At 71.9% G+C, this 22,323-nt stretch carries 17 protein-coding genes; 14 read left to right on the top strand and 3 right to left on the bottom strand.

Annotation, left to right across the window (positions count from 1 at the left end; all coding sequences use genetic code 11):
• Positions 1-440: 440 nt before the first annotated feature.
• The 5 genes from AB0H52_RS21460 to AB0H52_RS21440 all read left to right on the top strand — a co-directional run bounded on the left by AB0H52_RS21460 (position 441) and on the right by AB0H52_RS21440 (position 6,072).
• Positions 441-1,727: an ABC transporter substrate-binding protein gene (locus AB0H52_RS21460; protein WP_357949500.1), complete on the top strand. Its 1,287-nt coding sequence runs from the start codon at positions 441-443 to the stop codon at positions 1,725-1,727.
• Positions 1,724-2,701 carry a sugar ABC transporter permease gene (locus tag AB0H52_RS21455; protein ID WP_151490658.1) on the top strand — a complete coding sequence of 326 codons (978 nt, stop codon included), beginning with the start codon at positions 1,724-1,726 and terminating at the stop codon, positions 2,699-2,701. Before AB0H52_RS21460 ends, AB0H52_RS21455 begins: the two co-directional genes overlap by 4 nt.
• Position 2,702: 1 nt before the next feature.
• Positions 2,703-3,539, top strand: a complete 837-nt coding sequence (locus AB0H52_RS21450; RefSeq protein WP_151490659.1) for a carbohydrate ABC transporter permease — start codon at positions 2,703-2,705, stop codon at positions 3,537-3,539.
• A 10-nt stretch (positions 3,540-3,549) separates the two neighbouring features.
• Complete coding sequence (gene ugpC / locus AB0H52_RS21445; protein WP_151490660.1) at positions 3,550-4,758, top strand: sn-glycerol-3-phosphate ABC transporter ATP-binding protein UgpC; 1,209 nt, start codon at positions 3,550-3,552, stop codon at positions 4,756-4,758.
• A 543-nt stretch (positions 4,759-5,301) separates the two neighbouring features.
• Positions 5,302-6,072, top strand: coding sequence for a 4-alpha-glucanotransferase (locus AB0H52_RS21440; RefSeq protein ID WP_357949496.1), 771 nt, complete (start codon positions 5,302-5,304; stop codon positions 6,070-6,072).
• A gap of 23 nt (positions 6,073-6,095) precedes the next feature.
• Here AB0H52_RS21440 and AB0H52_RS21435 read toward each other — a convergent pair whose 3' ends face one another.
• Complete coding sequence (locus AB0H52_RS21435) at positions 6,096-7,013, bottom strand: winged helix DNA-binding domain-containing protein (RefSeq protein WP_357949493.1); 918 nt, start codon at positions 7,011-7,013, stop codon at positions 6,096-6,098.
• A gap of 332 nt (positions 7,014-7,345) precedes the next feature.
• Between AB0H52_RS21435 and AB0H52_RS21430 the strand changes: the two genes are divergently transcribed.
• From AB0H52_RS21430 to wrbA, 5 genes are all read left to right on the top strand, one after another.
• Positions 7,346-7,738: a hypothetical protein gene (locus tag AB0H52_RS21430; RefSeq protein ID WP_151491554.1), complete on the top strand. Its 393-nt coding sequence runs from the start codon at positions 7,346-7,348 to the stop codon at positions 7,736-7,738.
• An 80-nt stretch (positions 7,739-7,818) separates the two neighbouring features.
• The gene (locus AB0H52_RS21425; RefSeq protein ID WP_225854664.1) at positions 7,819-8,409 is read left to right on the top strand and encodes a TetR/AcrR family transcriptional regulator; all 591 of its coding nucleotides are present in this window, start codon (positions 7,819-7,821) and stop codon (positions 8,407-8,409) included.
• Between the two features lie 37 nt (positions 8,410-8,446).
• Complete coding sequence (locus tag AB0H52_RS21420; protein WP_151491552.1) at positions 8,447-9,205, top strand: HipA family kinase; 759 nt, start codon at positions 8,447-8,449, stop codon at positions 9,203-9,205.
• Positions 9,202-9,570, top strand: a complete 369-nt coding sequence (locus tag AB0H52_RS21415; protein WP_151491551.1) for a DUF3037 domain-containing protein — start codon at positions 9,202-9,204, stop codon at positions 9,568-9,570. Before AB0H52_RS21420 ends, AB0H52_RS21415 begins: the two co-directional genes overlap by 4 nt.
• Positions 9,571-9,837: 267 nt before the next feature.
• A complete protein-coding gene (wrbA, locus tag AB0H52_RS21410; RefSeq protein ID WP_151491550.1) occupies positions 9,838-10,455 on the top strand; it encodes an NAD(P)H:quinone oxidoreductase in 618 nt (205 codons plus the stop codon).
• An 87-nt stretch (positions 10,456-10,542) separates the two neighbouring features.
• Here the strand turns inward: wrbA and AB0H52_RS21405 are convergent, their stop codons facing one another.
• A complete protein-coding gene (locus AB0H52_RS21405) occupies positions 10,543-12,465 on the bottom strand; it encodes an anthranilate synthase family protein (RefSeq protein ID WP_151491549.1) in 1,923 nt (640 codons plus the stop codon).
• A gap of 207 nt (positions 12,466-12,672) precedes the next feature.
• Here AB0H52_RS21405 and AB0H52_RS21400 point away from each other — a divergent pair, with 207 nt between their 5' ends.
• The 3 genes from AB0H52_RS21400 (at position 12,673) to AB0H52_RS21390 (ending at position 17,141) form a co-directional block, all read left to right on the top strand.
• Entirely contained in the window at positions 12,673-14,085 is a 1,413-nt protein-coding gene (locus AB0H52_RS21400) for an FGGY family carbohydrate kinase (protein ID WP_357949489.1), read from the top strand.
• 216 nt (positions 14,086-14,301) lie between these two features.
• Positions 14,302-16,722, top strand: coding sequence for an ATP-binding protein (locus AB0H52_RS21395; RefSeq protein ID WP_151491547.1), 2,421 nt, complete (start codon positions 14,302-14,304; stop codon positions 16,720-16,722).
• Between the two features lie 5 nt (positions 16,723-16,727).
• On the top strand, positions 16,728-17,141 hold the full coding sequence (locus tag AB0H52_RS21390) for a roadblock/LC7 domain-containing protein (protein WP_203178590.1): 414 nt from the start codon (positions 16,728-16,730) through the stop codon (positions 17,139-17,141).
• An 85-nt stretch (positions 17,142-17,226) separates the two neighbouring features.
• Here AB0H52_RS21390 and AB0H52_RS21385 read toward each other — a convergent pair whose 3' ends face one another.
• Positions 17,227-18,570 carry a GH1 family beta-glucosidase gene (locus AB0H52_RS21385; RefSeq protein WP_151491546.1) on the bottom strand — a complete coding sequence of 448 codons (1,344 nt, stop codon included), beginning with the start codon at positions 18,568-18,570 and terminating at the stop codon, positions 17,227-17,229.
• Between the two features lie 841 nt (positions 18,571-19,411).
• Between AB0H52_RS21385 and AB0H52_RS21380 the strand changes: the two genes are divergently transcribed.
• Complete coding sequence (locus tag AB0H52_RS21380; protein WP_357949486.1) at positions 19,412-22,318, top strand: glycoside hydrolase family 48 protein; 2,907 nt, start codon at positions 19,412-19,414, stop codon at positions 22,316-22,318.
• Positions 22,319-22,323 lie beyond the last annotated feature (5 nt).

The following is a 22,323-nucleotide window of genomic DNA, read 5'->3' as shown; positions in this document are numbered from 1 at the left end:
CTCACAGCCCGGCACGCTGCCATCAGCCACCCTCACCACCAACCCGCCGCGCCGAAACCCGCCCACGATCACCCACGTGCGGAATGCAGGGCTAGTCGAGAAGCCCTTCAAGATCCGCGCAGTTTCGGTGTTGTTGCTGCCTCCGGCGGCCCGGAGGCAGCAGTTTCCGGGATGTTGTGCGGATCTTGCGGGGCGCTCGCCCCACCGAGGGGGCGGGAGCAGCGACAGCCCCCGGTTCCTCGGCGGTGAGCACCGTGGCGTCGTTGGTCCGGTCCCGCCCTGCCTGTCACCGGCAGGTTTCGCGGCTCGGCGAGTGGGGCAGTGTAGCCGCACGGAGTGCCCGAGCGGAGTGTTTTCGCAGCTCCTCGGCTCGGAGGCAGCCCGCCGTGCGCCGGGGCGCGGATGCCCTCCCCGGTTTCGCCGAAGAGAGGGGGAGGGCGATGACAGACCCCGGAACGGCCCGACACCGGCGTCGGCCGGTTGTCCGGGTTGGTGCGGCGGCTGCCGCGCTGGCGCTTGTCGCGCCGCTCGCCGCGTGCGGCGCCGACGACACCGGCGGCCCACCGACGATCAACCTGTACTACCCGCCCGAGCAGAACCTGCAGAAGGTCGTCGACGACTGCAACGCGCAGGCCCAGGGACGGTACGAGATCGCCTACCGGGTGCTGCCCCGCCAGGCCGACGACCAGCGGGTGCAGATGGTGCGCCGGCTGGCCGCCAAGGACACCGGCATGGACGTGCTCGGCCTGGACGTCACCTGGACCCAGGAGTTCGCCAGCGCCGACTGGATCCGTGAGTGGACCGGCCAGGACAAGTCCGAGGTCGAGCAGGGCACTCTCGCCGGCCCGCTGGACACCGCCCGCTACGAGGACAAGCTCTACGCGGCGCCGAAGAACACCAACGTGCAGCTGCTCTGGTACCGCAAGGACCTGGTGCCGCAGCCGCCGGCCACCTGGGACCAGATGATCGACGCGGCCCAGCAGCTCAAGGAGCAGGGCAAGCCGTACCAGGTGCTCACCATGGGCGCCCAGTACGAGGGCCTGGTCGTGCTCTACAACACCCTGGCCGAGAGCGCCGGCGGAAAGATCCTCTCCGACGACGGCAAGCAGGCCGTGATGGACGACGGCACGGTCCGGGCGCTGGAACAGTTGCAGCGCTTCGCCACGTCGAGCGTGACCTCGCCGTCCTTCAGCAACGCCACCGAGGACCCGGTGCGGCTGGAGTTCCAATCCGGCGCGGGCGCGTTCCAGGTGAACTGGCCGTTCGTCTACCCGGCGCTTCAGGAGGCCAACCCGGACCTGGCCAAGCAGGTCGGCTGGGCGCGTGTGCCCGGCGTTGACGGGGGCACCCCCAGCAAGGTCACCATCGGTGGGGTGAACCTGGCGGTCAGCTCCTACTCCGAGCACCCGGAACTGTCCTTCGAGGTCGCGCGGTGCCTCCGCAGCGCCGAGCACCAGAAGTTCTCCGCCATCAACGACGGTGTGCCGCCGACCATCGAGGCGGTCTTCGACGACCCGGAGATGACCGAGGCGTACCCGATGAAGGACACCATCCTGGAGGAGCTGAAGGAGCCGGCGACCCGGCCGCTGACCCCGGCGTACCAGAGCATCTCCACCGTCATGTCGGCGATCCTGTCCCCGCCGTCGGCGATCCGTCCGCAACAGACCGCCGACGAGTTGCGCGGCGCCATCGCCGACGCCCTCCAGTCGAAGGGGGTCCTGCCGTGACCCTTCCCGCCACGCCGACCGACACCGCCCCAGAGAAGAGCTCCGCGTCCGCCAGCGTTCCCACCCAGCGCGGCAGCCGCCGCACGGCGCCGCTGAGCGAGAACAAGAAGGCCGAACGCAAGCTCGGCTGGCTGCTCTGCGCGCCCGCCGCGCTGGTGATGGTCGCGGTGACCGCGTACCCGATCATCTACTCGGTCTGGCTGTCGTTGCAGCGCTACGACCTGCGCTTCCCCGACCAGCGTGAGTTCATCGGGCTGGAGAACTACGTCACCGTGCTCACCAACGAGTTCTGGTGGACCGCGTTCGGGGTGACCGCGCTGATCACGGTGGTCACCGTGGCCGTCGAGCTGGTGCTCGGCATGGGGTTGGCGCTGATCATGCACCGTACGCTGGTCGGGCGGGGCATCGTCCGCACCTCGGCGCTCATCCCGTACGGCATCGTCACGGTCGTCGCCGCGTTCTCCTGGCGGTACGCCTGGACCCCCGGCACCGGCTACCTGGCCGACCTGTTCAGCGACGGCGCGCCGCTCACCGAGCGGGCCAGCTCGCTGGCGATCATCATGCTCGCCGAGATCTGGAAGACCACGCCGTTCATGGCGCTGCTGCTGATGGCCGGGCTGGCGCTGGTCCCCGAGGACCTGCTCAAGGCCGCCTCCACCGACGGGGCGACGGCCTGGCAGCGGTTCACCAAGGTGATGCTGCCGGTGATGAAGCCGGCGATCCTCGTCGCCCTGCTGTTTCGCACCCTGGACGCGTTCCGCGTCTTCGACAACATCTTCGTGTTGACCGCCGGCGGCAACGAGACCTCGTCGGTGTCGATGCTCGCCTACAACAACCTGATCCGGGGTCTGAACCTCGGCATCGGCTCGACGATGTCGGTGCTGATCTTCATCACCGTGGCGATCATCGCCTTCGTCTTCGTGAAGCTTTTCGGTACCGCTGCTCCCGGCAGCGACGACGGGGAGAGGCGCTGACATGGCTGTCGAAACCACCACCCGGGCGAAGCTGCGCTGGGGTCTGCTGGACGTCCTCGTGGTCGTCTTCGCGCTGATCCCCGTCCTGTGGATCGCCTCGCTGTCGTTCAAGACGCCGGCCACCCTCACCGACGGGAAGTTCTTCCCCCGCGAGTGGACGCTGGACAACTACAAGACGATCTTCGAGACCGACCAGTTCGTCCGAGCCTTGATCAACTCGATCGGCATCGCGCTCATCGCCACGCTCGTCGCGGTGGTGCTCGGCGCGATGGCCGCGTACGCGATCAGCCGTCTGGACTTCCCCGGCAAGGGGCTGCTGGTCGGCGTCTCCCTGCTGATCGCGATGTTCCCGCAGGTGTCGCTGGTGTCACCGCTGTTCGAGATCGAGCGGCAGCTCGGCCTCTTCGACACCTGGCCCGGTCTGATCCTGCCGTACATCACCTTCGCGTTGCCGCTGGCGATCTACACGCTGTCGGCGTTCTTCAAGCAGATCCCGTGGGACCTGGAGAAGGCCGCGAAGATGGACGGCGCGACCCAGGCCCAGGCGTTCCGTCGGGTGATCGCCCCGCTGGCCGCGCCCGGCCTGTTCACCACCGCGATCCTGGTGTTCATCTTCTGCTGGAACGACTTCCTGTTCGCCATCTCGCTGACCTCCACCGAGCGGTCACGCACGGTGCCGGCCGCGCTGTCGTTCTTCACCGGCGCCTCGCAGTTCGAGGACCCCACCGGGGCGATCTGCGCCGCCGCCGTGGTGATCACCGTTCCGATCATCCTGTTCGTTCTCTTCTTCCAGCGTCGCATCGTGTCCGGTCTGACCTCCGGCGCAGTCAAGGGATAGGTGAGTAGTCATGGCTGACATCGTGCTGGACAAGGTGAGCAAGAGCTTCCCGGACGGGACCGTCGCCGTGCAGGACGTCGACCTGGAGATCGCCGACGGCGAGTTCGTGATCCTGGTCGGGCCTTCGGGCTGCGGCAAGTCCACCACCCTGAACATGATCGCGGGGCTGGAGGACATCAGCTCCGGAGAGCTGCGCATCGCCGGGCAGCGGGTCAACGACAAGGCGCCCCGGGACCGGGACATCGCCATGGTGTTCCAGTCGTACGCCCTGTACCCCAACATGACGGTGCGGGAGAATATGGCGTTCCCGCTGCGGCTGGCGAAGCTGGACAAGGAGACCATCAACGCCAAGGTCGACGAGGCGGCGAAGGTCCTGGAGCTGACCTCGCTGCTGGATCGCAAGCCCGCCAACCTCTCGGGCGGGCAGCGGCAGCGGGTGGCGATGGGCCGGGCGATCGTCCGCCAGCCCAAGGCGTTCCTCATGGACGAGCCGCTGTCCAACCTGGACGCGAAGCTGCGCGTGCAGATGCGCACGGTGGTGTCCCGGTTGCAGAAGCAGCTCGGCACCACCACCGTCTACGTCACCCACGACCAGACCGAGGCGATGACCCTCGGCGACCGGGTCGTGATCATGCGGGGCGGTGCGGTGCAGCAGGTCGGTCCGCCGCAGGAGCTGTACGACCACCCGCGCAACCTCTTCGTGGCCGGTTTCATCGGCTCGCCGTCGATGAACTTCCTGCACGCCGCCGTGCAGGACGGCAGCCTGCGTACCGCACTGGGTGACGTGCCGCTCGGCGACCGGGTCCGCCGGGAGCTGGAGGCTGCGGACGCGCCCCGCGAGCTGATCCTCGGCATCCGACCCGAGCACTTCGAGGACGCCGAGCTGATCGACGACGACACCCGTCGGCGGGGCCTGGAGTTCGACGCGCCCGTGGAGATCGTCGAGTCGATGGGCTCGGACAAGTACGTCTACTTCACCGTGGAGGGGGAGCGGGCCAGCGCCGCCGAGTTGGAGGAGCTGGCCGCCGACGCGGGTTCGGCCGATTTCGCCGGCGCCGGCGGCAACCTCGTCACCCGGCTGTCCGCGGAGTCCCCGGTCGCCGAGGGGCAGTCCCGCCGGGTCTGGTTCAACCTGGAGAAGATCCACCTGTTCGACCCGGGCACCGGCCGCAACCTGACCCTGCACGAGGGCCGGGCGGCCGGCGCGCTCGCCGACTGACCGCGCGCCCCGCGCGATGGTCGTGCTCCACGCGATGGTCGTGCTCGATCATTGATGTAGTGGTGTCGGGCGGCGTGCGATGCCACGACAACCAGGATGGTGCGCGATCGTGGTGGCGAGGGGCCGGCGGGCGAGCCCGCCGGCCCCTCGCCGTGTCCTGCGCCGCGCGTCCGGCCGTGGCAAGGTGGTCGAAGGTCGCGTCGTGAAGCGGGGGACGGATGAATCGACGACTGGCCGCGCTGGCCACCGCGCACGGCGTGTCCACCTGGTACGAGGACTGGCGGCACCGCCGCGTCGAGGTCGCCCCGGACACCGTCGTGGGCGTCCTCGGCCTGCTCGGCGTCGACGCCACCAGCCCGGCGGCCATCGCCGACGCGCTCGCCGCCGCCCGCGCGGTCGACAAGGCCGCGCTGCCGCCGACCGTGGTGCTGACCCACGGCGCCACCCGGGCGCTGCCCGGGCCGGGCGTGGTGACGCTGGAGGACGGTCGCCGCGTGGCGACCGGACCGGCTCGCCGCCACCGGGTACGCGGCCTACCGGGACATGCTGCGGCGGACCCTGCGGCACGCCGGTGGCCTGCGGGTCGACCACGTCGCCGGGCTGTGGCGACTGTGGTGGGTGCCGCCGGGCGCCGGCGCGGCCGAGGGCACCTACGTACGCTACGACGCCGAGGCGATGCTGGGCATCCTCGCGCTGGAGGCGTACCGGGCCGGCGCTGTGGTGGTCGGTGAGGACCTCGGCACCGTCCAGCCGGCGGTGACGCGGGGCCTGCGGGGGCGCAACATGCTCGGCTCGACCGTGCTGTGGTTCGCCCGCGACGACGACGGCGACTTCGTCGCGCCGAGCCGGTGGCCCCGCAACGCGCTCGCCACGATCTCCACCCACGACCTGCCGACCGCGCCCGGTTTCCTGGCCGGCGAGCACGTGCGGGTGCGCGACGAGTTGAAGCTGCTCAGCACCGACACGGCGGTGGAGCGGGCACGGGCGGCCGAGGAGCGGGACCGGTTGCTGGCGATGCTGCGCGCCGAGGGCCTGTTGCCGGCCACCGACCCGCCACCGGACGACGAGGAGGCGGTGGTGGCGATGCATGCCGCGCTCGCCGCCAGCCCGACGCGGCTGCTCGGCGTCTCCCTCTACGACGTGCTGGGCGAGGTACGCCAACCCAACATGCCGGGCACCGTGGACGAGTATCCGAACTGGCGGCTGCCATTGCCGGCCAGCGTGGCGCAGATCCGCACCGACCCCCGGGTGGCCCGGATCGCCGCGCTGCTGTCCGAGGCCCGCCCCCGCCCGGCCCGCCCGCCCCAGGCCTGACGCCGACCGCCCCCGCCGGCCGCTCAGGCCTGCCACTCGAAGCGCGGCGGCAGCCCGAGGAAGGCGGCGTAGCCTCCCAGGGCCTGCTCCACCCGGGCGCGTGCCGCCGTCTTCAGGGGCGACAGCGGCCGGATCGTCACGGTGACCGCCGATCGGCCGACCCGGCGCTTCCACACGCCCACCACCCGGCCGGCGTGGACCACCGTCGCCTGGAAGATGCCGTTGTTGCCCGGCACCACGGCGGCCTGGTGGGCGGGGTCGAACATCAACGTGCGGTCCCGGTAGCCCAGCAGGTACTCGTCGAACCCGGGCAGCACCCGCACCTCGTCGATCGGGGCGCGCGGCGCGTCGGCCAGTGCCGCGTCGACGTACATCGACTCGCCGCCGACCCGTACCGTGCGCAGCGTGTCGCCGGCGGCGGCCAGGCCGCGCCGCGCGTCGGTCAGGGTGAGGCCGGACCAGCCGGCGAACTCGCGGTCGGTGACCGGGCCGTGCCCGCGGACGTAGCGGTGGGCCAGCACGGCGAGGGCCTCGTCCCGGTCCAGCCGACGGGCGTCCGGCGCCCACTCGTCGAGCAGGGCGAAGGTCTGCTCGGTGCCGACGTTCGGTGCCACGCAGGTCACCCCGCGCACACTCGAATACCACAACAGGTGGTAGCCGCGCTGGCCGTCGGTGCCCAGCCCGGCGTCGCGCAGGGTGGCCAGGCACTGCGCCCGGGTGAGCCGGCCGCCGCCGGCCAGCGCGGCACCGAGGACGTCCACGGCCCGGTCGGCGTCGACGTCGGTGAGCCCGAGCTGCGCCCGGCGGGTGGCCGCGCCGGCCAGCGAACGGACACCGGTCAGCTCCAGCATCCAGCGCGCGTCGGCGGGCGGGACGAGATGCACGGTGCCCCGCATCGGCCAGGTGCGCAGGGCCTCGCGCCGCTCCAGTGCCGCCTGCACGTCGGCCACACCGTGCCCGGGCAGTCGGCGCCCAGTGACCACAGACCGCTGGCCAGGTCCTGAGCCTGCATGGCGCCGAACCACTCGACCACCTCGGCGACGGTGTCGGGGTGGACGCCCGGGTGCGGGCGCAGCAGCAGGCTGGTCATCCGCAGTGCCAGCGCTTCGGCCGCGCTCAGGTCCGGAGGCATCGCCGAACTCCTTTCCGGTGGCCGGGCCGCCAGCCTAGGGCGGGCCACCGACACGATCGCGGCGATGGGAGGCGTAACGCGGGTCGACGTGGGAAAACGCCCGCCGGAAGTACGCGCGCCGCGCGTGCGGAAGGGAGTCTCATGACTGCCGCAAGCGAGCCGGCCCGGGGTGCCGGCGTATCGGCCGGATCCCGGTCTCATCGGGGGGACGCCCGCGCGAAGACGAGCGCGGCCGCCACCTTCGCTCTGGTCTTCGGCGTGGCCGGCCTGCTCAGTGTGCTGACCGCCATCCTGGCCTGGGTCGGGTTGGTGCTGGGCATCATCGGGATCATCCTCGGCATCGTCGGCCTGAAGATGGCCGGACGGCCCGGGGTGACCGGTCGGGGGGTGGCCATCGGCGGTCTGGTGCTGAGCATCCTGGCGGTGCTGATCGGCCTGGGCCTCGCCGCGGGCATCACCACCTTCGTCAACAACGACAGCGCGGTGGACCGCCTCCAGCAGCAGGTCGACGACCTGCGGGACAAGCTCGACTGACACCGCCGGGTACGGTAGAAGCGGATCGCCGCTCCGCTACCATGGGGAGCGGTGACCGCCCGGTGGGAGGGAGAGCAGTGGTGTCCGCTACGAGCCTGCCCGGGGAGGCGCCGGCCCGGGGAAAGCGGGCCGACGCCGTACGCAACCAGCAGACGCTGCTCGCCGCCGCCGCCGCGGTGTTCGTCACCTCCGGCGTGGAGGCCCCGATCCGGGAGATCGCGGCCCGGGCCGGGGTTGGCATCGGCACGATCTACCGGCACTTCCCGACCCGGGCGGACCTCGTCGTCGCCGTCTACCGGCACCAGGTCCAGGCGTGCGCCGAGGCCGGCCCCGCGCTGCTGGCCAGCGCCGACTCTCCGTCGGCCGCACTCCGGCAGTGGGTCGACCGCTTCATCGACTTCCTGGTCACGAAGCACGGGCTCGCCAACGCCCTCCAGTCGGACACCGGCGGTTTCGACGCGTTGCACACCTACTTCCTCGACCAGCTGGTGCCCGCCTGCGCGCAGTTGCTCGACGCCGCCGTGGACGCCGGGGAGATCACGCCCGGCACGTCCGCGCACGAACTGATGCGCGGCATCGGCAACCTCTGCATCGGCGGCGACAAGGACCCGCGTTACGACCCCCGGCGACTGGTCGACCTGCTCCTGCGGGGGCTGCGGCAGCCACGGTGACGGCGGTGCCGGCGGAGATCACAGTAGGGTGGGCGACGTGCTCCGCCAGGTCACCGCGATCCGCTACGTCACCCCGCTCCGCGAGGGTGGCTCGCTGCCGGGTGTCGTGGAGGCGGACGACCTCGGCACGTACGTGGCGAAGTTCCGTGGCGCCGGGCAGGGCCCCAAGGCACTCGTCGCCGAGGTGATCTGCGGCGAACTGGCCCGCCGGCTGGAGCTGCGCGTGCCGCCGCTGGTCGTGCTCGACATCGATCCGGTGATCGGGCGGGCCGAGCCCGATCAGGAGGTGCAGGAGCTGCTTCGCAACAGCGGCGGCGCCAACCTGGGGATGGACTTCCTGCCCGGGGCGCTGGGCTTCGACCCCGTCGCGCACCCCGTGGACCCGATGCTGGCGTCGCGGGTGCTGTGGTTCGACGCGTACGTGGAGAACGTCGACCGGAGCTGGCGCAACCCGAACCTGCTGGTGTGGCACCGGGAGCTGTGGCTCATCGACCACGGCGCCTCGCTGTACTTCCACCACAACTGGCCGCGCGCCGAAGCAGCCGTGCACCGGGCCTACCGGGCCGACGACCACGTCCTCGCCCCGTACGCCGACCGGCTCGCCGAGGCCGACGCCGAGCTGGCCCCCCGGATCACCCCGGAACTGCTCACCGAGGTGCTGGCGCTGGTGCCGGCGCAGTGGCTGACCGCCGCCGACTTCGACTCGGCCGACGAGGCGCGGGCCGCGTACGTGGCGCACCTGTCCCGCCGGGTCGCCCGGACGGCGGACTGGCTGCCGGCAGGGGGCGTGGCGTGAGGCATCCCTTCGAGTACGCGCTGATCCGGCTGGTGCCCCGCATCGAGCGCGGCGAGCAGATCAACGTCGGGGTGCTGCTCTACTGCCAGCAGCGTGACTTCCTGGCCGCGCGTACCCACCTGGACGCCGACCGGGTCGGAGCGCTGGCACCCGACGTCGACCTGCCGGCGGTGGCCGCGGTGCTGGACTCCTGGGACCGGACCTGCTCCGGCGACGGGCCGGCGACCCGGATGCGGCTCGGCGAGCGCTTCCACTGGCTGGCCGCCCCCCGCAGCACGATGATCCAGACCGGGCCGGTGCACACCGGGCTCACCGCCGACCCGGCGGCGGAGCTGGAACGGCTGATGGTGGCCCTGGTCCGCTGACTCGCGGCGGGTGAGCGCGGGGGCGTTCCCCTGATCGCGCTGCGCCAGCGTCGTTGCCGGCGGAGCGCGATCCCCCGTTCAGGCTGTCGGTGCGGGGCGGCGGATGGCTTCCGTCGGCACCGGTGACATCAGGATCGCCGTCCGCGACGGTCGCCGGGTCCAGACGATCGGGAACTTGCGGAAAACTTGAGCCCGTCAAGGGTGGCGTTTGACCGTGCGAGCCACGGGTAGTCGCGGGAGCTGACCCAGACGAGAAGGGAACATCTGATGGCTGCCCAGACCAAGGTAGCGGTGATCTACTACAGCGCCACCGGCATCACATACCAGATGGCGCAGGCCGTCTGCGAGGCCGCTGGGGACGCGGGCGCCGAGGTGCGTCTGCGCAAGGTGCGGGAGCTGGCACCGGACGAGGCGATCCGCTCCAACTCCGGCTGGCAGGCCCACCACCTGGAGACCCAGGACGTGCCCGAGGCGATGATCGACGACCTGGCCTGGGCCGATGTGGCCATCTTCGGCGCGCCGACCCGCTACGGCATGATCGCCGCCCAGCTGAAGCAGTTCATCGACACCACCGGTCCGCTCTGGGCGCAGGGTGCGTTGGTCAACAAGGTGTACTCCGCCTTCACGTCGACGGCGACCTCGCACGGTGGGCAGGAGACCACGCTGACGTCGCTCTTCAACGTCTTCTACCACTGGGGTGGCGTCGTGGTCACCCCCGCGTACGTCGACACCAGCCAGTTCATCGCCGGTAACCCGTACGGCGCCTCGCACACGAGCAACAACGGCGAGATCGCCCCGGACGCGGTGGCGCTCGGCGCCTGCGCGCTCACCGCGCGACGCGCCGTGCAGATCGGGGCCGCGCTGAAGGCGGGCCTGGCCGGCTGACCGCAGCGGACGACCGGCGACGCGGGCGGGGGCTCTCGGCCCGTCCGCGTCGCCGGTCGTTCCAGCCCTACCCGCCGGCCGGGCCGACTATGCGCGCCCGCCCGCGGTGGGCACCTCGTCCGCCCGCGCTGCCGGCAGCAGGTCGCCCAGCAGTTCGGTCAGGACGACCACACCGTCCGGGCTGAGCACCGACTCCGGATGGAACTGCACCCCGGCGAAACCCCGCCCGCGCAGAGCGTGCACGGCGCCGTCGCGTACGTCCCGGGCCAGCTCCACCGGCCCGTACGCGGTGTCCATCCGATCCGCCTCCGCCTGGGCGGTGAACGTCGAGTAGAAACCCACCCGGCGGGTCCGCCCGAACAGCGACACCTCCCGCTGCAACCCCTGGTAGGGCGCGTCCCGGCGATGCAGCGGCAGCCCCAACAGCCCGGCCAGCACCTGATGGCCGAGGCAGACCGCGAGGGTCGGCCGGCCGTCCGTGAGCAGCCCGCTCAGCAGCTCGCGTAGCGCCACCATCTTCGGCTCGTCCGGGCTACCCGGGTCGCCCGGCCCGGGGCCGGCCACCACCAGGTCGTAGTCGTCGACCGGGCCACCGGCGTGCCACGGCCGCAGGGTGACCGCGAGCCCCAGCGCGCCCAGTTGGTGGGCCAGCATGCCGGTGAAGGTGTCCTCGGCGTCCACGATGAGCGCCCGGCGGCCGACCAGCCCGGGCAGGCCCGGCGCGTCCGGTGCCCGTTGGTCGAGCCAGAACCGCGCCAGCGGCGTGTTACGCGCGGCCAGCGCGTCGCGTACCGCCGGGTCGTCGGCCAGCCGCGGGACCGGCCCGCGGTCGCCGGCGGGCGCCGCCGGGCCGAGACCGAGCGCGGCCAGCACCCCGGCGGCCTTGGCGTGCGTCTCGGCCACCTCGCCGGCCGCCGTCGAATGCCGCACCAGGGTGGCACCGACCGGCACCCGCAGCCGGCCGGTGGGGGAGATCTCGGCGGTACGGATCAGGATCGGCGCGTCCAGCGTCTGCCGGCCGGCCTCGTCGTGGCCGAGCAGGGCCAGCACACCCGCGTAGTAGCCCCGGCCGCGACGCTCGTGCCGGGCGATCACCCGGCAGGCGTTCTCCATCGGGCTTCCGGTCACGGTCGGCGCGAACATCGTCTCGCGCAGCACCTCCCGCACGTCGCGGGTGCCGCGCCCGGCGAGCAGGTACTCGGTGTGCGCGAGGTGCGACATCTCCTTCAGGTACGGGCCGATCACCTGACCGCCGTGCTCGGCCACGGTGGCCATCATCTTCAGCTCCTCGTCGAGGACCATGTACAGCTCCTCGACCTCCTTGGGGTCGGCGAGGAAGCGCAGCAGCGCCGCCCGGTCCGGCGTGCCGCCGGCGGGTCGGAACGTGCCGCTGATCGGGTTCATCATCACGAGGCCGTCGTCGACGCTGACGTGCCGCTCCGGGCTGGCGCCGACCAGGGTCCGGGTGCCGGTGTGCACCACGAACGTCCAGTACGCGCCGCGTTCGGCGACCAGCAGTCGGCGCAGCGCGGCCAGCGCCGCCACCAGCGGCGGACCCTGCACGGTGGCGTGCAGCGTGCGGTGGATGACGAAGTTGGCGCCCTCGCCGTGGCCGATCTCCTCGGCCAGCACCCGGCCCACGGTCTGCGCGTACTCCTCGTCGGTGACGTCGAACGCGGCGTCGACGGTGCGGACCGGCTCGTCGGGCAGCGCGGCCAGGGCGTCGGTCAGCGGAATCCGCCCGTGCTGGTGGACCCGGAGGCACTCCAGCGGGGCACCGTCGTCGACGCAGGCGAAGCCGCGTTCGGTGATCTGCCGGAACGGCACCAGGGCCAGCGTCCGCGCCCCGGGCGCGCCCTCCGGCAGCGGTATGTCCGCCAGGAGGTCGACGGTGTCGACGGGGCCGGTGAACAGCTCCAGGTCGTCCGCGCCCTCTCGGCGCAGCAGCGCGAAGGGGCCCGGATCGACACCGCGGGTCACGGCGGCGAGCAGGTCGGTCAGGTGGGTCATCGGAGTCTCCGTCGGGCCGGGCGCCGCCGGTCGGGGCGGCCATCCGGGGCCGGAGATCCGGCGGCCGCCTCGATGGCGGCCGCGTGGATGGAGCTACGCGCGGAGGGTGGCCGCCGGGTCGGCGGGCCACCAGCAGGTCGGATGCGCGAGCATGTGATCCACCCTACGCGCCCGCGGCCGCGTTGGCACCGGGTAACTTGACCGGCGATGAACATTCTCGCGCTCGACCTGGGCACCTCCTCGGTGCGCGGGCTGGTGCTGGACGGGGACACCCAGCCGCTGCCCGGTGCCCTGGCCCGGCGGAAGGTCAGCCTCGCGATCGGCGACGACGGCACCGGCACGCTGTCCGGTCCCGGCTACCTCGCCTGCCTGGTCGAGTGCCTCGACGAGTTGGCCGACGGGGGTCACCTGCGCGACGTGGACCTGGTGGCCGTCTCCGCCCAGTGGCACTCGGTGCTCCCGCTGGACCGCGACGGCGCCCCGCTGGGCCCGGTCGTCACCTGGTTGGACACCCGGCCGACGCCGGTCGCCGGGGCACCCGGCCCGGCCGACCCGGACGACTTCCACCAGCGCACCGGCTGCTGGTGGCACCGCTCCTACTGGTCGGTGCGGCTGCCCTGGCTGCGCGAGCAGTGCGGCACCCCGATCGCCCGGTTCGTCGGTCTGCCCGAGTACGTGCTGGGCGAGCTGCTGGAGGCGGTGCCCATGTCGGTCTCCCAGGCTTCCGGCACCGGCCTGCTGGACCTGTGCAGCCTGCGCTGGGACGAGGAGGCCCTGGCACTGGCCGGGGCGCGACCGCAGGACCTGCCGCCCCTGGGCGAGCTGGACTGGCACGGCCGCCTGCGGCCCGACCACGCCCGCCGCTGGCCGCAGCTGGCGCGGGCGCGGTGGTCACCGGCGGTCGGCGACGGCGCCGCCTCGAACGTCGGGTCGGGCTGCGTCGACCCGAGCCGGGCCGCGGTCACCGTGGGCACCTCCGCGGCCGTACGACTGATGCAGCGGATCCCCGCCGGTGAGCCACTGCCCCGGCTGCCCGAACAGCTCTGGCGCTACCGGGTCGACCACGACCACGTGGTGACCGGGGCGGCGTACTCCAGCGGCGGCAACCTGTTCGCCTGGGCCAACCGGGAGCTGCGGCTGCCCCGGGGCGCGGAGCTGGACGCGGCGCTGGCGCTGGTGCCGGCGGGTGGCGGTCGGCCGGCCGATCCCCGCTTCGGCGGCGACCGGCCTCCCGGGCTGGCCCCGGCGGGCTCCGGCGAGCTGCGCGGGCTCAGCTTCAGCACCACCGCCGTGGATATCCTGGCCGGACTGATGCAGGGGCTGTGCGGGCTGGTCGCCGACGACCTGGCGGTGCTGGAGTCCACCATCGACAAACCGGTCGGAGTGGTGCTGGGCGGTGGCGCGGTGGCCGCCTCGGTGTGGTGGCGGCAGGCGTTCGCGGCGGCGCTCGCGCCGCGGCCGGTGTCGCACCAACGCAACCCGGAGATCGGTGCCACCGGGGCCGCGTTGGTGGCGTTGGGCCGATTCGGAGACGCGGTTGCGCTCGCCGACATCGGCCGGACGGATGAGCTGGTATTACCGACGACGACAGGACGATCCCACCCGCAGTATCCTTCCTGAACTTTCGCCTCGTTCGGGCCGTTGACAGCGCTCCCGAGCCTGGTTGGATGGACTGCGCTCCCCGGACCGCGGTGGACGCGGTAGGACGGAGGAGGCAGGGTGGCGGCAGGTCCCGAGCCGGCGAGCGGCACGGTGTCGAACCATCGTCGGCGTCGCTTCGACGTCCGGGTCGTTCCACATCGACGCCGGTCCCCGTTCCGTCTGCGGGACTGGCGGATGAGCACCAAGCTGGCGACCGTGCTGCTGGTGCCGTCGGTGGCGTTCCTGGTCCTCGCCGGCGTGCAGACCAGCGCGCTGGTGGGGCGGACGACGGCGTTGAACGACTTCGCCCGGCAGGTCGGCATCGGCCGGCAGATCACCGCGGCGGTGCACCAGCTCCAGCAGGAGCGGGACCGTACGGCGGGGGAGCTGAGTGAGCTGCGCCGGGGCGCCGACCGGGAGGCCGCGGCCAGCAGGTTGAAGCCGTTGCAGGCGGCCGCCGACCGCGCGATGGCCGACCTGAGTCGGGCGGCCGCGCCGCTGGTCGACGCCGACGCGTCCTGGCGGGTGGCGTTCTCCGAGGTGCAGGAGGCGTACGACCAGGTGATCGACGTCCGGGTGGTGATCCCGCCGGCGGTGCTCAGCAACGACACCATCCTGAGCAACTACCACCGCGCCGTGGGCGCGCTGCTCGACCTGCTCGCCGAGCCGACGCCGGGGCAGGACCAGGCGGGGTTGAACGACGCGGTGCTGCGCTACGTGCAGCTGGCACGGGTCAAGGAGTTGTCCTCCCGGGTGCGGGCCCAGCTGTACGCCGCCGCCCGCGCCGGCAGGTACGGCACCGAGGACCGGGTGCTCCTCACCGACCTGCGCGCCCAGCAGTTGACCGCCCTCGGCGCGTTCCGGGTGGCCGCCACCTCCGACCAGATCCGCCGGTACGACGAGACCTCGGTGAATCCGATGTTCCTGGTCGCCACCCAGTTGGAGGAGCGCAGCCTGCCGGCCGGGAACGCCGCGCCCGCGGTGCTGCCCTCGGAACAGTGGTGGGCGGCCAGCCAGCAACGTCAGGAACTGCTGCGGCAGCTCGAGGCGGGGGTGCTCGACGACGCCGTGCGGCAGGCCGACGACGCCAGCTCCGGGCAGCTGCGGACCACCCTGCTGGTGGTCGGCGGGGTCGTCGCGGTGCTGCTGGTCGCCCTGCTGATCTCGCTGCTCGTCGGGCGGTCGGTGGCCCGGTCGATGCGGCTGCTGCGCAGCCAGGCGCTGCGGATCGCGCAGGTCGAGCTGCCGGACGCGCTGGACCGGCTGCGGACCGTCACCGGTGGGGTGCAGCCCATCGAGGTCGCCCCGGCGGTGGTCCGTTCGCTCGACGAGATCGGCGAGCTGGCCGAGGCGTTCGTCGCGGTGCACCGGAGCGCGGTCACGGTCGCCGTGGAGCAGGCCATGATGCGGCGCAACGTCAACGCGATGTTCGTCAACCTGGCCCGGCGCAGTCAGGTGCTGGTGGAGCGGCAGTTGGAGCTGCTGGACGATTTGGAGCGCGAGGAGAGCGACCCGGACCAGCTGGAGAACCTGTTCAAACTGGACCACCTGGCCGCCCGTATGCGCCGTAACGACGAGAGCCTGCTGGTGCTGGCCGGTACCGACTCCACCCGCCGGTGGAACCGGCCGGTCGGCCTGGGCGCGGTGCTGCTCGCCGCCGCCGCCGAGATCGAGCAGTACCAGCGGGTCCGGATCGAGTCGGTGGGCGACGCGTACGTGGTCGGGCATGCCGTCGGTGAGTTGGTGCACATGCTCGCCGAGCTGTTGGAGAACGCCACGGTGTTCTCCCGCCCGGACACGATGGTGGCGGTGAACGTCCGGCTCGACGCCCCCGCCGCGCTGGTCGAGATCGTCGACCGTGGTCTGGGCATGAGCCCGGCGGCGCTGGCCGAGGCGAACGAGGTGCTGGCCACCCCGCCGGCCGCGGATGTCGCGGCGGTCGAGCGGATGGGCCTGTTCGTGGTGAGCCACCTGGCCGCCCGCCTGAGGGTGCGGGTGCGGCTCGAGGGTGGGCAGGACGGCCTGGTCGCCCGGCTCGCGTTGCCGGCCGCGTTGCTGGCGCCGGCGGGCGGCGTGGAGCTCGATCCGCCGGCGCCGGCCCGGATGTTGGCCGCGGGTGCCAGCCGGGGTGTGGGGGTGCAGCGGCAACCGGCGGACGCACGGATGGCCCACGCAGCGGGTGCGCCGCCGCTGGATCTGCCGGTGGCCGGTCGTCCGCCGGTCAACGCCGTGCCACGTCAGACCCGCCCGGTGCCGGTACGAGCCGAGGACGTGCTGACCCCGGCCGGAGCGTCGGCTCCGGGGGGCGGCTGGTGGTCCCGTGAGGGCCCGGCCGCGCCGGCCGGGCCCGGGCCGGTCGTACCGCCGGCCACCCCGCTGACCGGCGGCACCAACGAACGGGGCCTGCCGGTACGGGTCCCGATGGCACAGCTCTCCGCGGTCACCCGCCCGGCCCGACCCGATTCGGTCCCGGCGCGTGACGATCTGGACCCGGAGGCGGTCGGCGGCATGCTTTCCCGGCTCTACAGCGGGGTACGGCGCGCCGAGGCCGAGGACACCACTGAGATACCCGTGCCACCGTCCAGGGGGCACGACGAAGGGGGACGACGACAGTGACGACGTTGAGCCAGGAGGCGCGGGACCTGAGCTGGCTGGTGAGCGCCTTCGCGGAGCGGGTGCCGGGTGTGGCGCACGCGGTGGTGGTCTCCTCCGATGGGCTGCTGGTGGCGATCTCCGACCATCTGCCGCGCGATCACGCCGACAAGCTCGCCGCGGTGACCTCCGGGCTGATGAGCATCACCGCGGGCGCGGCCCAGATGTTCGACGGAGACGTCGTCAAGCAGACGGTGGTCGAGATGGGCCGGGGCTACTTCCTGGTGATGCAGGTGCGCGACGGATCGATCCTGGCCACCCTCGCCGCCGGTGACGCGGACATCGGTGTGGTGGGCTACGAGATGGCCCGGTTGGCCAAGCAGGCAGGGGAGATGCTCACCCCGGCGCTGCGGGCGGAGTTGCAGCAGGCGTTGCCGCGCTGACGAGGTCGACCGTGTCCCGGACGGTCACGGCTCTGTGCCGGAGCCGAGCCGTCCGGGCCCGGCCGTCCGTCCGGGATTGCCCGCTTCAGAAGCCGCCGTCGGCGATGACGGAGCGGTACCAGTGTGCGCTGCGCTTGAGCACCCGCCGCTGGTTGGAGTAGTCCACGTAGACCAGGCCCCAGCGCTGGTCGTAGCCCTCGGCCCACTCGAAGTTGTCCAGCATCGACCAGACGTGGAAGCTCTCCAGCGGCACCCCGGCGGTCATGGCGCGGTGCGCGGCGGCCAGGTGGTCGCGCAGGAAGCTGATGCGGCCGCTGTCGTCGACGGTGTCGTCGGCGGCCAGGGTGTCGGGGGTGGGCAGGCCGTTCTCGGTGACGGTGAGCGGGATCGGGCCGTAGTCGCGGGTGACCCGGGTCAGGATGTCGTACATCCCGTCGGGGTAGATCTGCTGCCACTCGGCCTCGGAGGTCGGCCAGCGGTGCCGGGTGCCGCCGTCGGCGGTGACGTAGATGGGCGTGTAGTACTGCACGGCCAGCAGGTCGACCGGCGAGGAGATCACCGCCAGGTCGCCGTCGCGGATGCCCTGGACCATCCGGCTCTGCGGCCCCAGATCGGCCAGCACGTCCTCCGGGTAGCTGCCCTTGAGCAGGGAGTCGAGGTAGAGGCGGTTCTCGTAGCCGTCGTAGAGTCGGGCGGCGGCGGCCGCCTCCGGCGAGCCGTCGGCGGGGTAGCAGGGGTGCAGGTTGAGCGCGGGGCCGATCCGGGCGGTGCCGTCGGCGGCGCGCAGCGCGCGCACGGCGAGCCCGTGGGCGAGCTGGAGGTGGTGGGCGACCAGGTAGGCGGCGTCCGGGTCCTGCCGGCCGGGGGCGTGGTGGCCGATGAGGTAGCCGTTCTGCACCACGGTCTTGGGCTCGTTGATGGTGAGCCAGACCGGCACCCGGTCGCCGAGGGCGGTGAAGACCGCGTCGGCGTAGTCGGCGAAGCGCAGCGCGGTGTCGCGCGACTCCCACCCGTCGGCGTCCTGCAACGCCTGCGGCAGATCCCAGTGGAACAGGGTGGCCATCGGGGCGATGCCGCGCTCGTGCAGACCGTCCAGGAGGCGCCGGTAGAAGTCGAGGCCGCGCTGGTTGGGCGCGCCGGCGCCGTCGGGCTGGATGCGTGGCCAGGAGATGGAGAAGCGGTAACTGCGCAGGCCGAGGTCGCGCATCAGATCGAGGTCTTCGGCGTACCGGTGGTAGTGGTCGGCGGCGACGTCGCCGGTGTCGCCGTTGCGGGTGCGCCCGGGGACGCGGCTGAACGTGTCCCAGATCGACTCGCCGCGACCGTCCTCCTTGGCGGCGCCCTCGATCTGGTACGCGGAGGTGGCCGCGCCCCATCCGAAGTCGTCGGGGAAGCGCAGCGGGCCGGCGGGCCCGGTGGGTATCGACATGGATTCTCCTCGTGGATACGGGGCCACCGCCGAGATTCGGGAGCGCTCCCAGAATAGGGCAGGAGCGGCCCTCCCGGTCAGCCGGCCGTCCTGGCGGCCGGCGATGTCGGATTGAGGCGGATGAGGGCTCCGGACAGCGAACAAGGCCGACCGGGCGGCGCGCCGCGCCTGTCCCGTCGGCCTCTTTTCCCATCGTGTACGGGGGTTTAGTGTGGGGACGGGGGAGGGCAACCCCCGTCCCCACCGTAACTGCACACACACGGGCGGAATTTGGGTCCTGCCGTGCGTGTCGCGCGGGAGCCGGGCCACGCGAGTGGCTCTGGTTCCACCTCCCTCCGTGTGGCGGGACGATGGCTGACGGCGGCGTCCGGGCTGGCCCGCCGTCGGCCTTCGGGCTGGTTCCCCGGGTCCGTCAGAGACGGTCCCGGCGATCTTCTAGTTGGAACCTTGTCGATGGAAGCGCTCCCATCGACCGATGTTGCGACTCTAACGCCCGTCACGCCTTTGTGAAAGACCCAAAACGAGATCGAAACACGGAGCTGATTCGATCCTTCGTGCGCTTGTTGTGGGAGCGCTTCCATGGCACACTGTCGATTCGACGCGACAGGAGCCACATCGCGTGAGCGCGGGTCCGCCGAGGGCAACCGGCAGCACGACTTCCGGTCACGGCACCCGACCGCAGCCGGCGGGACCACTCCCGTGCGGGCCGCACCGCCCAACCCCGGCCGGGCACGGGGGACACCACCTTCCCGGCGCCTCGAATCCCCCGCGGACCACCACCCTCGCGGGCAGGCGCCCCGCCGGGGACCATCCCGGCCTGGCCCGAGGAGACACCGCGCACATGAGACAACTGGCACGACGCCGCCGCGTGGCGGTCATCGCCGCCGCCGCGCTCGCCGTCGGCGGGGTGACCCTGCCGGCCGGCGCCGCGCAGGCCGCACCCGCCTGCGACGTGGTCTACGCGACCAACGACTGGAACACCGGGTTCACCGCCAACGTCACCATCAAGAACCTCGGTGACGCGATCAGCAGCTGGACGCTCAAGTGGACCTTCCCGAACAGCAGCCAGCGGGTCACCCAGGGCTGGTCGGCCCGATTCAGCCAGACCGGCAGCGAGGTCACCGCGACCAACGAGTCGTACAACGGCAACCTCGGCACGGGGGCCTCCACCACCATCGGCTTCAACGGCTCCCACTCGGGCAGCAACCCGAAGCCCACCGCGTTCACCCTCAACGGCACCCCCTGCAACGGCACCCCGGCCAACCAGCCGCCGTCGGTCTCCCTCAGTCTGCCGACCGGGCCGTTCACCGCGCCGGCCGACGTGCCGCTGACCGCCACCGCCAGCGATCCGGACGGAACGATCAGCAAGGTCGAGTTCTACCGCAACGGCCTGCTGATCAACACCGACACGTCCGCTCCGTACGCCTACACCCAGGAGGACCTGCCGGCCGGCAGCTACACCGTCCAGGCCAAGGCGTACGACAACGCCAACGGCATCGGGGTCGCCGAGAAGGCGTTCACCGTCGGCGAGGCCACCGGCCCGACGCTGGTCGCCACGCCGTCCGCGGTGAGCGTCAGCGAGGGTGGCACCAGCACCTTCAACCTCAAGCTCAGCGCCGCGCCGACGGCCAACGTGCCGGTCACCCTCACCCGCACCGGTGACAGCGACGTCACGGTCTCGCCGGCCACCGTCACGCTGACCCCGTCCAACTGGAACACCGGGGCCACCGTCACGGTCGCCGCGGCGGAGGACTCCGACACCGTCGGCGGCGCCGCCACCATCACCGCCTCCGCCACCGGTCTCGCCCCGCTGGCGGTCACCGCCACCGAGGTCGACAACGACACCCCCGGCGGCGACAACGCCTACATCAAGAAGTTCCTCGACCAGTACGGCAAGATCAAGAACTCGGGTTACTTCAGCCCCGAGGGCGTGCCCTACCACTCGGTCGAGACGCTGATCGTCGAGGCGCCCGACCACGGCCACGAGACCACCTCGGAGGCGTTCAGCTTCTGGCTCTGGCTGGAGGCGAACTACGGACGGGTCACCCAGAACTGGGCGCCGTTCAACAACGCCTGGACGGTGATGGAAAAATATATAATTCCGAATCATTCAGACCAGCCCACGGCGGGGTCCGCCGGCACCCCGCAGTACGCCGCGGAGTACAGCCTGCCCAGCCAGTACCCCTCGGCCCTGCAGCCCAACGTGCCCGTCGGCCAGGACCCGCTCCGCTCGGAGCTGCAGTCCACCTACGGCACCGGCGACATCTACGGCATGCACTGGCTGATGGACGTCGACAACACCTACGGCTTCGGCCACTGCGGTGACGGCACCACCAAGCCGGCGTACATCAACACCTTCCAGCGCGGCACCCAGGAGTCGGTGTGGGAGACCGTCCCGCAGCCCTCCTGTGACACCTTCAAGCACGGCGGTCAGTACGGCTACCTCGACCTGTTCGTCAAGGACACCGGCACCCCCGCCAAGCAGTGGAAGTACACCAACGCCCCGGACGCCGACGCCCGTGCCGTGCAGGCCGCGTACTGGGCGCTGACCTGGGCCAAGGCGCAGAACAAGCAGGCCGACGTCGCCGCCACCATCACCAAGGCCGCCAAGATGGGCGACTACCTGCGGTACGCGATGTTCGACAAGTACTTCAAGAAGATCGGCAACTGCGTCGGGGCCAGCACCTGCCCCGCCGGCAGCGGCAAGGACTCGGCGCACTACCTGCTGTCCTGGTACTACGCCTGGGGCGGCGCGTACGACACCAGCCAGAACTGGTCCTGGCGCATCGGGTCCAGCCACAACCACTTCGGCTACCAGAACCCGTTCGCGGCCTGGGCGCTGACCAACACCCCGGAGCTCAAGCCGCAGTCGGCCACCGCGGTCGCCGACTGGACCAAGAGCTTCGATCGGCAGCTGGAGTTCTACACCTGGCTGCAGTCCGCCGAGGGTGGCATCGCCGGCGGCGCGACCAACAGCTGGGACGGCAGCTACGCCCAGCCGCCGGCCGGCACCAGCACCTTCTACGGCATGTTCTACGACGTCGACCCGGTCTACAACGACCCGCCGTCGAACCAGTGGTTCGGCATGCAGGCCTGGTCGATGCAGCGGATCGCCGAGCTGTACCTGCAGACCGGCAACGCGAAGGCCAAAGCACTGCTGGACAAGTGGGTGCCGTGGGCGATCGCCAACACCACCCTCGGCACCAACTGGTCGATCCCGTCGGACATGGCGTGGACCGGCCAGCCCACCACCTGGAACCCGAGCAGCCCGCAGCCCAACACCGGCCTGCACGTCGCGGTCACCACCAAGGGCCAGGACGTCGGCGTCACCGCCGCCTACGCCCGGACCCTGATCGCGTACGCGGCCAAGTCGGGCAACGTGGCGGCGAAGGACACGGCGAAGGGGCTGCTCGACGCGCTCTCCGCCGCGAGTGACGCCAAGGGTGTCTCCACCACCGAGAAGCGTGGCGACTACCGGCGCTTCGACGACGTCTACAACGCGTCCACCGGTCAGGGCCTCTACGTGCCGCCGGGCTGGACCGGGAAGATGCCGAACGGCGACGCCATCGCCGCCGGCAAGAGCTTCCTCGACATCCGGTCCTTCTACAAGAACGACCCGGACTGGCCCAAGGTGCAGGCGTACCTGGACGGTGGCGCGGAGCCCAGCTTCAACTACCACCGGTTCTGGGCACAGGCGGACGTCGCCATGGCGTACGCCGACTACGGCAGCCTGTTCCCGAACGGCTGACGACG

Origin of the sequence: Micromonospora sp. NPDC050695 (genome assembly GCF_040654415.1) — a bacterium.
Classification (GTDB): Bacteria; Actinomycetota; Actinomycetes; order Mycobacteriales; family Micromonosporaceae; genus Micromonospora.
Note: the sequence above shows the minus strand (reverse complement) of the source record. Positions and strands in the feature narration are given on the sequence as shown.